Origin of the sequence: Sphingomonas sp. LR59 (assembly GCF_036855945.1) — a bacterium.
Taxonomy (GTDB): Bacteria; Pseudomonadota; Alphaproteobacteria; order Sphingomonadales; family Sphingomonadaceae; genus Sphingomonas.
Genome location: NZ_JASPFL010000001.1, coordinates 1,121,037 through 1,134,425, shown reverse-complemented (window position 1 = coordinate 1,134,425; position 13,389 = coordinate 1,121,037). Strand labels below are relative to the sequence as shown.

Genomic DNA, 13,389 nt, shown 5'->3' with positions numbered 1-13,389 from the left:
GTCAAAGGCTGGTGCCCCGACGCGTGGCGCCCGATGATGGCGGGCGACGGTCTGTTGGTACGCGTTCGCCCTCCGCTCGGTCGCCTGACGCGCGTTCAGGTGCTCGGCCTGTGCAAAGCGGCAACGGAGCACGGCAACAGCCAGATCGACGCCACCACCCGCGCCAACCTCCAGATCCGCGGCGTGCGCGAGGACAGTTGGCGCCCGCTGATCGACGCGCTTCTCGATCTCGGCCTGATCGATCCCGATCCGACCCATGAAACCCGTGCCAACATCCTCGTCGCACCCGACTGGCACGCAGGCGACGACACCTACCGCATCGCCGAAGAATTGCGCGCTCGCTTGTCCGAACTGCCCGACCTCCCCGGCAAAGTCGGTTTCTCGATCGACGCAGGCGCTGCGCCGATGCTGCAAGACGCGCCCGCGGACTTCCGCATAGAACGCGCCGCGTCCGGCCAACTGATCCTTCGCGCCGACGGTCGCGATCTCGGTGCGCCGCTGTCTTCCAGGACCGAAGTCGACCAGCTGATCGCGCTGGCCCACTGGTTCGTCGAGAGCGGCGGCGCGGTGAGCGGTCGCATGGCACGACACGACGCGCCGCTTCCGGACTGGGCCGTTGGCAGAATACCCCCTGCGGCATCGGCGTACAGGCTCCAGCCCGGCGGGCACCCGTTCGGCATCGCGCTCGGCCTGCCATTCGGTCGGGTCGCAGCAACCGCGTTGAGCCGCTTCGTCGAAGCCGAAACCGTGATTGAAGCGATCCGCCTGGCTCCTTGGCACATGGCGATCTGCGAGACGGATGTGCCGCTCGCGGGGTATCCCGACCCGGCCGACTTCATCACCGATCCATCCGCGCCGATCCTCCGCGTGGATGCCTGCGTTGGCGCGCCGGCGTGTCCGCAGGCCAGCGTCCAAACCCGTGACCTCGCTTATCGGCTCGCCCCTCATATCGCCGGTCGGCTCCACGTCTCCGGATGCGCCAAGGGATGCGCGCGCGCCGCTCTGGCCGACGTGACGCTGACCGGACGCGACGGTCGCTACGACCTCGCCTTCGACGCGCGTGCCGGCGCGCCACCCTCTTGCGCGGGCCTCGACGCCGCGCAGATCCTCGCTCATTTCGGAGCCGCCTGAATGCCGTACGCCTATGAAACCAACGGCGCGGCGATCTACCGCCAGTCCTTCGCGATGATCCGCGCGGAGGCCGACCTCGCTCGGTTCTCGCCCGAGGAAGAACCGGTCGCCGTCCGCATGATCCACGCCGCCGGACTGGTCGGCCTCGCCCAGCACCTCCGCTTCTCGCCGACCTTCGCCGTCGAAGCCCGCCGCGCGCTGCAGGCCGGCGCCCCGATCCTCTGCGACGCACGGATGGTCACTGAAGGGATCACGCGAGCGAGGCTGCCGGCCGACAACCGCATCGTGTGCACGCTTCACGCTACCGAGACGCGGGAGCTCGCCCGGGCGATGGGCAATACGCGATCGGCAGCGGCACTCGAACTCTGGCGTCCGCATCTCGCCGGTGCGGTCGTGGCGATCGGCAATGCGCCGACCGCGCTGTTCCACCTGCTCAACATGCTCGAATACCCCGATTGTCCGCGTCCGGCGGCGATCATCGGCTGCCCGGTCGGTTTCGTCGGCGCGATCGAATCGAAGGCGGCGCTCTGGACCGACCAGCCAGTCCCCTGCGTCGTCGTCGAGGGCCGGATGGGCGGCAGCGCGATAACCGTCGCGGCGATCAACGCGCTAGCGAGCGGTACCGAGTGATACCCGGCACGATCCACGGCGTAGGCCTAGGCCCTGGCGCGCAGGACCTGATGAGCGTTCGTTCGGATCGCCTCGTTCGCGGCGCGCGTCATGTCGCCTATTTCCGCAAGGCGGGTCGGGCCGGGCAGGCGCGGAAGATCGTCGACGGCATGCTCCGCGCCGACGTGATCGAGTTCCCGATGGAATACCCGGTCACTACCGAGATTCCGGTCTCCGATCCGCGCTACAATGACTGCTTGTCGGCATTCTACGAAGGCTGCATCGAACATTTGGCCTCGCTGGCCCGCAGTGGCGAGGATATCGTCGTGCTCTGCGAAGGCGACCCGTTCTTTTACGGCTCGTTCATGCACCTCTACACGCGGTTGCAGGCGATCGCACCGGTGCAGGTCGTCCCCGGCATTACCGGCATGTCCGGCGCATGGACCGCAAGCGGCGCGCCGATCACGTGGGGCGACGATGTGCTGACGGTCCTGATGGGCACGCTCCCCGAGGAGGATCTGATCCGTCGGATCCGCGACACCGACGCGCTGGTGGTGATGAAGATCGGCCGCCACCTCGACAAACTCCGCCGTGCCGTCGCCGCCGCCGGACGCGAGGGCGAAGCGTGGCTGGTGGAATACGCCGCAATGGCCGATCAGCGCGTTACGCGGCTCTGCGAGGCGGACGCGATCACGCCGTATTTCTCGATCCTGCTGATCCACGGCCAGGGCGTCGCCCATGACCGGGTGGCTCGCCATCGCAGGCCTCGGACCGGGCGATTTGAACCTCGTGACTCCCGAAGTCACCGCAGCGCTCGCTGAAGCGACCGATGTGATCGGCTACATTCCGTATGTCGCTCGCATCTCGCCCCGTGATGGCCTGACGCTTCACCCGACCGACAACCGCGTCGAACTCGATCGCGCCACGCACGCGCTCCGGCTCGCGGCCCAAGGCCACCGCGTGGTCGTCGTGTCCTCGGGCGATCCCGGCGTGTTCGCGATGGCTGCGGCGGTGTTCGAAGCGCTCGAAGCAGGTCAGCCCGAATGGCGCGACCTCGACATCCGCGTCCTGCCCGGCATCACCGCGATGCTCGCCGCGAGCGCGCGTGCCGGCGCACCGCTCGGCCATGATTTCTGCGCGATCAACCTGTCGGACAATCTGAAACCCTGGCCGCTGATCGAACGCCGCGTGCGTCTCGCCGCCGAAGCCGACTTCGCGATCGCCTTCTACAACCCGCGATCGAAGGCGCGCCCCGATGCCCTGATCCGCGTCTTCGAGATCCTCCGCGAGACCTGCCGCGACGACCGCCCCGTGCTGTTCGCCCGCGCCGTCTCCACGCCTGATGAGACCCTCCGCATCGTCCCGCTACCCGAAGCCCGCGCGGACATGGCCGACATGCGGACGATGATCATCATCGGCTCCAGCCTGACGCGGATCATCGATCGCCCGGCCGGCCCGATCCTCTACACCCCGGTCGGCGCCATGATCGAGCCAGCGCAGCACATCTTCCGCGGCATACGCTTCCAACCGCGCAGGCAGGACGGGACGATCGATCATAATCACCGGCAGCCCGAGCGCACGCGCCGCGCCCAGCTTGGCCTGCGCGCCCGACCCGCCCGCATTCTTGCAGACCACGATCTCGATCCCGTGCGTTGCCATCAAGCGCCGGTCGCCCTCGACGTCGAACGGTCCGCGATTGACGACCAGATGATGCCGCGGCAACCCCGGCGGACGATCGGGCGCATCGACGAACCGCAACAGATAGTCATGCTGAGGCTGCACCGCGAATGCGTCGACATGCATCCGCCCGAGCGCCAGCATGACGCGCCGAGCGGGGCCGGCCAGCGCCGCGACCGCAGCCTCGATATCGGCCACGCGCGTCCATCGATCGCCCGTAACGGGAGCCCAAGCCGGCCGCGTCAAGGCAATGTGAGCAACGCCCGCACGCGCCGCAGCAACGACGGCATTCGCGCTCATTCGCGCCGCGAACGGGTGCGTCGCGTCGATCAGATGCGTAACGCCGTTATCGCGCAGATACGCGACCAGCCCCTCGACGCCGCCGAAGCCACCGACGCGTACCGGGATCGGCTGAGCCTTGGGGTGGGCAACACGCCCGGCATAGCTCAGCACCGCCGCATCGCCTCGCGCCGCCAGCAAGGCCGCGAGCGCGCTAGCCTCGGTCGTGCCCCCCAGCACCAGGATGTTCGACATGGCTGACACTCCCTGGCTGACGATCGTCGGCATTGGCGAAGACGGTGCGGCCGGCTTGTCCGCCTCGGCAAAGGCAGCGCTGGCGGATGCCGAGATGGTGACCGGTGCGACCCGGCATCTGGCGCTCCTCCCCGAGCTTACGGGCGAGGTCGTGCAGTGGCCAGTCCCGTTCAACGCGGGTATCCCCGGACTGCTCGATCGCCGCGACCGAAAAACCGTCATGCTGGTCTCCGGCGATCCGTTCTGGTTCGGCGCAGGCACGTCCGTCACCCGCCATCTCGCGCCGACCGAGTGGATCGCGTACCCGGTGCCGTCGACCTTCGCCCTCGCCGCGGCACGTCTCGGCTGGCCGCTCGACGATACCGCCTGCCTCGGGCTGCACGCGGCGCCATTCGCACGCCTGCGCCGATACATTGCCCCGACCCGCCGTGCCATGGTTCTGGTCCGCGACGGCGAAGCGGTTGTTGCACTAGCGCGGTATCTGACCGAACTCGGCTTCGGCGGGTCGCACTTGCATGTCCTCGAAGCGCTCGGTGGCCCCCGTGAACGGATCCGCGAGATGGTCGCCGCTGCCCCCGCGTTCGAAGACATCGCGCACCCGGTGGCAGTCGGCATCGCCTTCGCAGGAACCGGAGCGGTTCTGCCCCACGCTTCCGGCGTGCCCGATGCATGGTTCGAGCATGACGGCCAGATCACCAAGCGCCCGATCCGCGCGTTGACGCTGTCCGCGCTCGCGCCGAAGCCGGGCGAAATGCTGTGGGATATCGGCGCAGGCTCCGGCTCGATCGGCATTGAATGGCTGCTCGCCCATCCATCCATGCAGGCCATCGCGTTCGAAGCCGATCCAGTCCGCTTCGGCCGTATCCGAGGCAACGCCGCTGCGCTGGGTGTCGATCGCCTGCGGGTGGTCGGAGGCCGCGTCCCCGACGTCCTCGGAAGTCAGCCGGAACCGGACGCGATCTTCATCGGTGGTGGTCTGTCGGACGTGCTGCTCGAACGGCTCTGGTCCGAGCGCGCGTCCGGCACCCGTCTGGTCGCCAACGCCGTCACGCTTGAGTCCGAAGCGCTCCTCACCCGCTGGCACGCGGCGAAGGGTGGCAGCCTTCTGCGCATCGGCCTGTCCGAGGCCGTCCCGCTCGGCACGCGGCGGGGCTGGCGGGCGAGCTATCCGGTCGTGCAGTGGAGTGTCGTGCTGTGATCGTCGCCGGCTTCGGATTTCGCAGCGGGGCAGACGTCGCCGCGCTGCGTGCCGCGCTTGCCTGTGCGCAGGCGGGGCACCCTCCGGTCACGGCATTGGCAGCGCCGGACGACAAGCTCGCGTTGGTCGCGGAGCTTGCCGATACGATGGGCCTACCCGCTATCGCAGTATCGGCCGACGCGCTGCAAGGCCCGCGAACGCCGACCCGGTCGATCGCCAGCCTGTCCGCGCGCGCGACCGGCAGCGTCGCCGAAGCCTGCGCACTCGCCGTCGCCGGCCCCGGTGCGCAGTTGCTCGTCACCCGCCACATCTCCCCCGACCGGATGGCGACCTGCGCCATTGCTCAAGGACCTGCCACATGACCGTCCACTTCATCGGCGCAGGCCCCGGCGCGCCAGACCTGCTCACACTCAGGGGCCGCGACCGGATCGCAGCATCGCCGGTCTGCCTCTACGCCGGGTCGCTGATCCCAGCAGCGATGCTCGATCACTGCCCGCCCGGCGCGCGGATCGTCAACACGGCACCGTTGTCGCTCGACGACATCATCGCCGAGATCCAAAGCGCGCACGATGCTGGCCACGACGTCGCCCGGCTTCATTCGGGCGACCTGTCAATCTGGTCGGCGATGGGCGAGCAACTCCGCCGTCTGCGTGCGCTCGACATCCCGTTCTCGATCACGCCGGGCGTGCCCGCCTTCGCCGCCGCCGCCGCCGCGCTGGAGGTCGAACTGACGCTTCCCGAACTCGCGCAGTCGGTGGTGCTGACGCGCACGCCCGGTCGCGCCAGCACGATGCCGCCCGCCGAGACGTTGACCGCGTTCGCCGCGACCGGTGCGACGCTCGCGATCCATCTCTCAGTGCATAATCTCGCGCAGGTCGTCGCGGATCTGATGCCGCATTACGGTTCGGACTGCCCGATCGCGATTGTCTGGCGCGCGAGCTGGCCCGACCAGCAGATCGCGCGTGGCACGCTGGCGACGATTGCGGATGCGATCGCAGGCAAACCCGATCGCACCGCGTTGATCCTCGTCGGGCAAGCACTCGCCGCGCAGGACTTCGCCGAAAGCAGCCTCTACGCAGCAGGCTATGACCGCCGCTTCCGCCCGCAATCGGCGGACTCGAAGTTCGCAGGACACGACATATGACACCGGATATGACCCTGGGCCTCCTCATCGCCGCGCCCGCCTCGGGCACCGGCAAGACCACAGTCATGCTCGGCCTCCTTCGCGCGCTTCGCGACGATGGCCTCGTGGTGCAGCCGTTCAAGAGCGGTCCCGACTATATCGACCCCGCGTTCCACCGCGCCGCGAGTGGTCGCGCGTCGTTCAACCTCGACAGCTGGTCGATGGGGGCGGCGATGCTCGACATGCTCGCCGCCAAGGCCGACGACGCCGACTTCGCGCTCGCGGAAGGCTCGATGGGGTTGTTCGACGGCGTCGCGAAGCCTGGCGCGACTGGCAATGGTGCGAGCGCAGACATCGCGCGGCGGATGGGCTGGCCGGTGGTGCTGGTGATCGACGTCTCGGGCCAGGCACAGTCCGCCGCCGCCACCGCGCTGGGGTTCAGCCGATACGACCCGAGCGTCCCGATCGCCGGCGTCATCCTCAACCGTGTCGCCAGCCCGCGTCACGAACGGCTCGCGCGCAGCGGGATGGAGGCGGTCGGCATCCGCGTGTTCGGGTCGCTGCCACGGCGCGGCGACCTGAAGCTGCCCGAACGCCACCTAGGACTGGTGCAGGCCGCCGAACACCCCGATCTCGACGCCCGCATCGACGAATATGCGGCGTTCCTCCGCGCGCATGTCGACATCCCCGCCCTCCGCGACGCCGCTTCGGCCGTCGCGCGTCCGTTCAATGCTCAGACCTGGATCCGACCGCCCGCCCAGCGGATCGCACTCGCGCAGGACGCAGCGTTTTCCTTCACATATGCACATGTCCTCGAAGGCTGGCGCAAAGCCGGCGTCGAGATTCTGCCGTTCTCGCCGCTCGCCGACGAAGCCCCGGCCGCACACGCCGATCTGGTCTGGCTTCCCGGCGGTTATCCCGAACTCCACGCCGGCAAGCTCGCCGCCGCCGCGACGTTCCGCGCAGGTCTCGCCGAGCATGCGCGCACGCGGCCCGTCCACGGTGAGTGCGGCGGCTATATGGCGCTGGGCGAAGGCCTGATCGATGCCGACGGCACGCGTCACCGGATGGCGGGACTGCTCGGCCTTGTGACCAGTTACGCCCAGCGAAAAATGCATCTCGGGTATCGCCGCGCGACGCTCCACGCGCCGATGGGGGGCTTCACCGCTGACACAGCGCTGACCGGGCACGAGTTTCATTATTCGACGATCATCGACCAGCCCGACGCGCCGCTCGCGCACGTCACCGATGCCGAGGGCAATGCGGTGGCCGAGACAGGCTCATATCGCGGGCACGTCAGCGGCAGCTTCTTCCACATGATCGCCGCCGCGTCATGACCGGGTTCGTGTCGTTCGTCGGCTCGGGGCCGGGCGATCCCGAACTGCTGACGCTGAAGGCCGTCGCGCGGTTGCAGGCGGCGGACGCCGTGCTGTTCGACGATCTGTCTTCGGCCGTGCTCGGTCATGCGCGCGCTGGGGCCGATCTCGTCGCGGTCGGCAAGCGTGCTGGGCGCCCGTCCCCAAGCCAGGCGCACGTCTCGCAACTGCTGGTCGAATACGCGCAGTCCGGTCTTCGCGTCGTCCGCCTCAAGTCGGGCGACGCGGGCATCTTCGGCCGCCTCGAAGAGGAGATCGTCGCACTGAGGGCGGCGGGTATCCCATTCGAGATCATCCCCGGCGTCAGCGCCGCAAGCGCCGCCGCGGCCGCCGCGAATATTCCGCTGACCCGGCGCCTAAGTGCGCGCCGCGTCCAGTTTCTGACCGGTCACGACGTCACCGGCGATCTGCCCGAACAGCGTAACATGGCCGCGCTCGCCGATCCTGACGCGACCACGGTTGTCTTCATGCCCAAGCGCACCTTCCCCGCGCTGGCGGCGTCACTGATCGCGCATGGCCTGTCGCCGGACACGCCCGCGCTGATCGCGGAGAATGTCGGCCACCCCGATCAGACCCTGACCCGCTCGACAATTGCCGAGCTTGCCGCCCAGTTGCAGGACGGCTTCTCCGGCAAGCCCGCCCTGATCCTCTACGGTCCGCTGATGGAGGCGGAATGATCGACCTCCAGCTGATCGGCATCGGTACCGGCAATCCCGATCACCTCACGCGCGCCGCGATCAAGGCGATGAATGCCGCCGACCTGATCATCCTGCCCCGCAAGGGCGATGCGAAGTCCGACCTGCTCAACCTGCGCCGCGCGATCTGCGCGGACGTCCTGATCGGCACCACGAAGGTCGTAGAGTTCGACCTGCCTGAGCGCGACGTGGCCGCGCCATACTGCGACGCCGTTGATCGATGGCACGACGCGATCGCCGCCGTCTGGGCCGAGCAGATCGCCCGGCATCTTCCGAACGGTGGCCGCCTGGCGCTGCTCGTCTGGGGCGATCCCTCGCTCTACGACAGCACGCTGAGGATCGCCGACCGCCTGCGCGCCGACGGCCTGCCGTTGACGGTGACGGTCGTCCCCGGGATCACCAGTCTCCAGGCGCTAACCGCCGCGCATGCGATCCCGCTCAACGATCTCGCCGCGCCGGTGCTCATCACCACCGGCCGCCGCCTGCGCGAGAGCGGCTGGCCGGACGCGGTCGATACGCTCGCGGTAATGCTCGATGGCACATGCGCGTTTGAGACGCTGGATCCGGCAGGCGTCTCGATCTGGTGGGGCGCTTATCTCAGCATGTCGTATGAAGCACTTGCGACCGGCCCACTCGCAGACATCGCCGCGCACATCGTCAGCGAGCGCGCAAGACTGCGTGCTGCCCACGGCTGGATCATGGACATCTATCTCCTGCGCCGCACACTGATCCGCGTATGACCGCCGGCACCCCGCCGGTGTTCGAGGCCGACTTCGCCGCGCAGTTCGACACGCTGCTTCGCTGGCGCCGTGACGTCCGTCATTTCCTGCCGACAGCGATCGCCGATGCCGATCTCGACGCCCTGCTCGAAACCGCCGCGCTCGCGCCATCGGTCGGCAACGCCCAGCCCTGGCGGTTCGTCCGCATTCGCTCGCCAAGCATCCGCGCAGACCTTGCCGATCACGTCGATGCCGCGAACGCCGTTGCGGCAGATGCGCAGCCCGACCTCGACCGCCGCGCGCGTTATCGCACCTTAAAACTCCACGGGCTGCGCGAGGCCCCGGTGATCGTTGCCGTCTTCTCGGACGAGGCGCCGCTCGCCGGCCACGGCCTGGGCCGGACGACGATGCACGACACGCTGCGCTATTCGACGGTGATGGCGATCCACACCCTCTGGTTGGCCGCAAGGCTGCGCGGGATCGGCCTCGGCTGGGTTTCGATCCTCGATCCGGCCGCCGTCGCCACGATGCTCGACGTCCCGCGCGACTGGACGCTGATCGCGGTCCTCTGCCTCGGCTATCCCGAGCATCCCTCGACCATACCCGAACTCGAACGCCGCGACTGGCAGCACCGCGAACCCGTCACGGACCGGATCATCGAACGCTGACCTCGCGCTCGACGATCCGCCCTCGTCATCTCAGAACGCAACCTTGAACTGGCCGCCGATGATCCGCGGTTCGTTGATCATGCCGGTCAGGTTGTTAAAGTCGATCGCCGAAATGCTGCGATACTGGTTGGTGATGTTGCGGACGAACGCGCCGACCTCATACCCCTGCGGCGATTTATAGCCGACCTTGAGACCGCCTTCGAGCGACGACTTGCCGGTGAACTCGACCGCTTCGTACAGGAAGAAGTTGACGCGGCTGCGGTAAACCCAGTCGGTATAGGCATAGACCTCGCCGCCATTGCCCAGCGGGATGCCGTAGCGCGCGGTCCAGTTGGCGATCCAGCGTGGCGCCTGGGGAAGGTCGTTGCCGTCGATGATCGCGAACCCGTTCACGATCGGGTCGAGTACGGTGCAGGTCGCGCAGACCCCGACGCCGATATTCCGATCGCGGATCTCGGTGAAGTTGTAGCTGCCGCTCGCGGTCAGCGTCAGCTCGGGGAGCGGCCGCGCCTCGAACTCGCCCTCGACGCCGTAGCCGATCGCCTTGTTCGCGCTGATCAGCCGTGCCGAGTTGCTGCTGCCGCCCACCGCGGTGATCTGCAGGTCCTTGGTGCTGTACCAATAGGCGTCGAGCGAGAAGTTCACCTTCCGATCGAGCAGTGTGCCCTTGAACCCGCTCTCACCCGAGAAGGTGGTCTGCTTGGGCGCGGTGCTCTGGACGCTGCCGAATGTCACGCGGTCCTGGATCGCGGGGCCCTGATAGCCGGTCGCGAGCCGCGAATAGACGTTGATCGCGGGCGTCAGTTCATAGGTCGCGCTCGCATCCCAGGTAACGTTCGAGCCGCGGACGACCGCGCGCGCCGGCAGCGTGTCGCTGATCCCGCTGCCCGGAATCGGTGCGGTGACGAGGTCGTTGCGATAGTCGTGCGAATAGCGGACGCCTGCGCGCAGCGTCAGCAACTCGGTCGGCTTGGCCTCGATCGACGCGAACGCGCCGTAATTCTCGTTGCGATTGTCGTGGAAGATATCCTGCGTCAGGTCGGTCGCGCGCGATCCGCTACCGCCGAACGCATAGTCATATTGGTGATAGCGCAGCGTCTGGTGGAAATAATACAGCCCGCCCTGAAGGCGGATGCCGTTCATGTCCTCGCTCGCGTAGCGCAGTTCCTGGCTGAACTCCTTCGGCTTTGTCAGGCCGCCGGTGTTCGACGGGAACAGCCCGACGCCGATCGCACCGATCGTGCCGCCAAGGAACGTATAGTTGTTGCCGCCGTCGACGTCGCCCGTGCTCTCGACCTTGGCCTGCTCGTAGCCGGTGACCGAGTAGAATGTGCCGATGCCGTCGAGATGATAGTCGAGCCGGAGGTTGGTGCCCCACTGCGTCAGGCTCTGGCTGGTATAGCCGTCGAGCGTGGCGTGCTTAGGGTCGAACCCAGTGTTGAAGTCGTTCGTGCCCGGCTTGAACAATCCGGCGCGGAAGATGCGCGGCGATCCGGTGAGGTCGCGAACATGGACGTTCAGCAATGCGTTGAAGTCGCTGCTGGTGTAGCCAAGCTGGAAGCGGCCGGCGACATCGCGATAGCCCTCGAGCTTGCGGTCGGCGTTGCCCGTCGTGGAGTCGTTCTTAACCCAATCGTCGCGCGACTGGATGATGCCCGAGGCGCGGAACGCGAAGCCGTTGCCGATCGGCAGGTTCAGCGCCGCCTCGCCGTTGATCGTGTTGTAGGTCGCCCAGGATCCAGTCGCATAGCCCGAGACCTTGTCGGGGTTCGGCTTGGCGGAATCTATCTTCACGACGCCGGCCGGGGTGTTGCGGCCGAACAGCGTGCCCTGCGGCCCGCGCAGCACTTCGACGCTTTGCAGATCGAAGACCGGGAACGACTTCAACATCGGATTCTCGAGTGCGACGTCGTCGTACACGACCGAGACCGGCTGCGCGGCGTTGGGATCGAAATCGGTGTTGCCGAGGCCGCGGATATAGAAGCGCGGGAACGTGCGGCCGAACGACGATTCGACCTGAAGGCTCGGCGTGCGGCCAGCGAGAAAGCGGATATCGAGACCGCTCGAATTGAGCACGTCGAGCTTCTCGCCGCTGATCGCAGTGACCGCGAGCGGCACGTCCTTCGACGATTCCTGACGGCGTGTCGCGGTGACGACGATCTCGCCAAGTCCCTGATCGCCGGCCGGATCGCTGGCAGTCTGGCCAGTTGGCGCTTGTTGCTGCGCGACGGCGGGCGCGGCGAAGACGAGGAGTGGCGCGCTGGCGGCCAACAACCGGGCGATGGCAGACGTACGAACGGGCAAGCGAATCATGGATGGTCCCCCCTTGGGCTTCGAACATCCTCCGGCGTCGATCCGTGTGACCCGGATCCGTCCCCGATCGGTAACACCGCTGTAACGTGCTGCAATAGGCGCGATCGGGCACGATGCATTTTTGCCGGGCACCGCGACATCTTTGCCCCAGTCGGCGCTGCCGACGCGGTGATGGTCAACGTCGGCGCTGCCGACGCGGCGATGGTCAGCGCTGCGGAGGTCGGGTATACAGCGTCCGCATGGCCGCCTCCATCTTCGCGCGGTCGACTTGCAAGACGACGGTCTGCGCGCGTTCGCCAAGGTGGGGCCGGTACGCGTCGTGCCAGGACAGCGTATCGCCGTACCCGGCGGTCTGGCTCGTATCGAAATCGATGTAGAGTGTCTCGGCGCGCGTGACGATGGCGGGCTCCAGCCAGGCCATCGCCGCAATCTCGTCCCACATCGGAAACCCCGGCTCGAGCCCGGTCTGAAGTGCATCGGTGAGCGGGGTATGCGCCGGTTTCACGCTGTCCAGAAAGCCGCGCGTCCACTGCGTCCCCGTCGACGGGTCGATCGGTACCATCGTAACCTTCAGCCACGCGCCGTGCGCCATGATCCGCGCCGCTTCGGGATCCCAACGGATGTTGAATTCGCGCCGCGGCGTGTTGACGAACTCACGCGCAAATTCCGCAGCCGCCGGCGTGTCGAGCGTCTGCTTCGGATTGAGACTGCCGCCCATGTAGACCAGTTCCTTCACGTTCGCAGCAAAGCCCGGATCGAGGCTCTGCGCGATCGCGATGTTGGTCATCGGTCCCGTCGCGAACAGCGTGATCTGGTGCGGATGTGCGCGCACCATCCGGACGAGAAACGCGGCGGCGATTTCACCCGACGGCTTGGTGACCGGATCGCCGATCGGCAAGCTCGGGACGATTGCGGGCGACGGCGTACCCGGGGCCGGCTGGATCTCGGCGCCGGAGGCAGGCTCGGTCCACGGCCCTTTGAATTCGAGCCGACCATATTGCCCCTCCCACCGCCTGGTTGCCTCCTGCGTGTTGAGGAGCGGAAGGGTTGCGCCTGGTACCACCGGCACATCGGTACGCCCGAGGATCTCGACCGTCCGCAACGCATAGGCGGTCGCGGTATCGCGCCAAACCGAGCCACTGGTCGTGGTGATCCCCAGCACGGCGACATCGGGCGCCTGGAGCAGCAGCGCGGGGGCACCGTTCAGTCCCACCACGTCGTCGTCGATCAGGACAAGGCGCTTGGCCGGCATATCCTTAGCCACGCCCGCGATGGGAAAGGCCAGCGCCATGAGCGCCGCGAGACAAGAGGCCGAAACTGTTCGCATGGGCACGCTACACTCTTCT

Annotated in this window: 12 protein-coding genes and 2 pseudogenes; 11 read left to right on the top strand and 3 right to left on the bottom strand. The window is 67.6% G+C overall.

Annotation, left to right across the window (positions count from 1 at the left end; genetic code table 11):
* Positions 1 to 33: 33 nt before the first annotated feature.
* From QP164_RS05200 to cobJ, 4 genes and pseudogenes are all read left to right on the top strand, one after another.
* Positions 34 to 1,131, top strand: a complete 1,098-nt coding sequence (locus QP164_RS05200; protein ID WP_333924189.1) for a cobalamin biosynthesis protein CobG — start codon at positions 34 to 36, stop codon at positions 1,129 to 1,131.
* Positions 1,132 to 1,761, top strand: coding sequence for a precorrin-8X methylmutase (locus tag QP164_RS05195; RefSeq protein WP_333922409.1), 630 nt, complete (start codon positions 1,132 to 1,134; stop codon positions 1,759 to 1,761).
* Positions 1,761 to 2,561: a precorrin-2 C(20)-methyltransferase gene (gene cobI, locus QP164_RS05190; protein ID WP_333924188.1), complete on the top strand. Its 801-nt coding sequence runs from the start codon at positions 1,761 to 1,763 to the stop codon at positions 2,559 to 2,561. Before QP164_RS05195 ends, cobI begins: the two co-directional genes overlap by 1 nt.
* Positions 2,479 to 3,222, top strand: a pseudogene (cobJ, locus tag QP164_RS05185) (precorrin-3B C(17)-methyltransferase); the annotation flags it as partial. The gene cobI and the pseudogene cobJ, both read left to right, overlap by 83 nt.
* On the opposite strand, the pseudogene QP164_RS05180 reads toward cobJ, so the two are convergent.
* Positions 3,205 to 3,951 (bottom strand): annotated as a pseudogene (locus tag QP164_RS05180) (cobalt-precorrin-6A reductase); the annotation flags it as partial. The pseudogenes cobJ and QP164_RS05180 overlap by 18 nt on opposite strands.
* Between QP164_RS05180 and cbiE the strand changes: the two are divergent.
* From cbiE to bluB, 7 genes are read left to right on the top strand one after another with little or no spacing between them, the layout of a single operon-like run.
* Positions 3,941 to 5,149 carry a precorrin-6y C5,15-methyltransferase (decarboxylating) subunit CbiE gene (gene cbiE / locus QP164_RS05175; RefSeq protein ID WP_333922408.1) on the top strand — a complete coding sequence of 403 codons (1,209 nt, stop codon included), beginning with the start codon at positions 3,941 to 3,943 and terminating at the stop codon, positions 5,147 to 5,149. The pseudogene QP164_RS05180 and the gene cbiE sit on opposite strands and share 11 nt — an antisense overlap.
* Positions 5,146 to 5,511, top strand: coding sequence for a cobalamin biosynthesis protein (locus tag QP164_RS05170; protein WP_333922407.1), 366 nt, complete (start codon positions 5,146 to 5,148; stop codon positions 5,509 to 5,511). Before cbiE ends, QP164_RS05170 begins: the two co-directional genes overlap by 4 nt.
* Complete coding sequence (cobM, locus tag QP164_RS05165; protein ID WP_333922406.1) at positions 5,508 to 6,293, top strand: precorrin-4 C(11)-methyltransferase; 786 nt, start codon at positions 5,508 to 5,510, stop codon at positions 6,291 to 6,293. Before QP164_RS05170 ends, cobM begins: the two co-directional genes overlap by 4 nt.
* A gap of 8 nt (positions 6,294 to 6,301) precedes the next feature.
* Positions 6,302 to 7,609, top strand: a complete 1,308-nt coding sequence (locus QP164_RS05160) for a cobyrinate a,c-diamide synthase (protein ID WP_333922405.1) — start codon at positions 6,302 to 6,304, stop codon at positions 7,607 to 7,609.
* Entirely contained in the window at positions 7,606 to 8,325 is a 720-nt protein-coding gene (cobA, locus tag QP164_RS05155) for a uroporphyrinogen-III C-methyltransferase (RefSeq protein ID WP_333922404.1), read from the top strand. Before QP164_RS05160 ends, cobA begins: the two co-directional genes overlap by 4 nt.
* Positions 8,322 to 9,083 (top strand): precorrin-6A synthase (deacetylating), encoded by a 762-nt coding sequence (cobF, locus tag QP164_RS05150; protein WP_333922403.1) that lies wholly within the window; start codon positions 8,322 to 8,324, stop codon positions 9,081 to 9,083. The genes cobA and cobF overlap by 4 nt, the downstream gene beginning before the upstream one ends.
* Entirely contained in the window at positions 9,080 to 9,730 is a 651-nt protein-coding gene (gene bluB, locus QP164_RS05145) for a 5,6-dimethylbenzimidazole synthase (RefSeq protein ID WP_132734234.1), read from the top strand. Before cobF ends, bluB begins: the two co-directional genes overlap by 4 nt.
* A 30-nt stretch (positions 9,731 to 9,760) precedes the next feature.
* Here the strand turns inward: bluB and QP164_RS05140 are convergent, their stop codons facing one another.
* Together QP164_RS05140 and QP164_RS05135 are read right to left on the bottom strand one after the other, a co-directional pair.
* Positions 9,761 to 12,043, bottom strand: a complete 2,283-nt coding sequence (locus QP164_RS05140) for a TonB-dependent receptor (RefSeq protein ID WP_333922402.1) — start codon at positions 12,041 to 12,043, stop codon at positions 9,761 to 9,763.
* Positions 12,044 to 12,248: 205 nt separating this feature from the next.
* The gene (locus QP164_RS05135) at positions 12,249 to 13,295 is read right to left on the bottom strand and encodes a nucleoside hydrolase (RefSeq protein WP_333922401.1); all 1,047 of its coding nucleotides are present in this window, start codon (positions 13,293 to 13,295) and stop codon (positions 12,249 to 12,251) included.
* Between the last annotated feature and the right edge of the window lie 94 nt (positions 13,296 to 13,389).

Coding starts and splice junctions, on each gene's coding strand:
- QP164_RS05200 (WP_333924189.1), top strand. CDS start 34: ATGATGGCGGGCGACGGTCTGTTGGTACGCGTTCGCCCTCCGCTCGGT.
- QP164_RS05195 (WP_333922409.1), top strand. CDS start 1,132: ATGCCGTACGCCTATGAAACCAACGGCGCGGCGATCTACCGCCAGTCC.
- cbiE (WP_333922408.1), top strand. CDS start 3,941: ATGTTCGACATGGCTGACACTCCCTGGCTGACGATCGTCGGCATTGGC.
- cobM (WP_333922406.1), top strand. CDS start 5,508: ATGACCGTCCACTTCATCGGCGCAGGCCCCGGCGCGCCAGACCTGCTC.
- QP164_RS05160 (WP_333922405.1), top strand. CDS start 6,302: ATGACCCTGGGCCTCCTCATCGCCGCGCCCGCCTCGGGCACCGGCAAG.
- cobA (WP_333922404.1), top strand. CDS start 7,606: ATGACCGGGTTCGTGTCGTTCGTCGGCTCGGGGCCGGGCGATCCCGAA.
- cobF (WP_333922403.1), top strand. CDS start 8,322: ATGATCGACCTCCAGCTGATCGGCATCGGTACCGGCAATCCCGATCAC.
- bluB (WP_132734234.1), top strand. CDS start 9,080: ATGACCGCCGGCACCCCGCCGGTGTTCGAGGCCGACTTCGCCGCGCAG.
- QP164_RS05140 (WP_333922402.1), bottom strand. CDS start 12,043: ATGATTCGCTTGCCCGTTCGTACGTCTGCCATCGCCCGGTTGTTGGCC.
- QP164_RS05135 (WP_333922401.1), bottom strand. CDS start 13,295: ATGCCGGCCAAGCGCCTTGTCCTGATCGACGACGACGTGGTGGGACTG.